Genomic DNA, 322 nt, shown 5'->3' with positions numbered 1-322 from the left:
CCTCCTGTTCAGCTACTGACGGGGTGGTGCGTAACGGCAAAAGCACCGCCGGACATCAGCGCTAGCGGAGTGTATACTGGCTTACTATGTTGGCACTGATGAGGGTGTCAGTGAAGTGCTTCATGTGGCAGGAGAAAAAAGGCTGCACCGGTGCGTCAGCAGAATATGTGATACAGGATATATTCCGCTTCCTCGCTCACTGACTCGCTACGCTCGGTCGTTCGACTGCGGCGAGCGGAAATGGCTTACGAACGGGGCGGAGATTTCCTGGAAGATGCCAGGAAGATACTTAACAGGGAAGTGAGAGGGCCGCGGCAAAGCC

At 55.6% G+C, this 322-nt stretch carries 1 pseudogene; it reads left to right on the top strand.

The features are described from left to right. Positions 1-62: pseudogene (locus R0J87_RS19180) on the top strand (IS1 family transposase); the annotation flags it as partial. Positions 63-322 lie beyond the last annotated feature (260 nt).

Source organism: Halomonas sp. SIMBA_159 (assembly GCF_046536035.1).
GTDB classification, from domain to species: Bacteria; Pseudomonadota; Gammaproteobacteria; order Pseudomonadales; family Halomonadaceae; genus Vreelandella; species Vreelandella venusta_A.
Note: the sequence above shows the minus strand (reverse complement) of the source record. Positions and strands in the feature narration are given on the sequence as shown.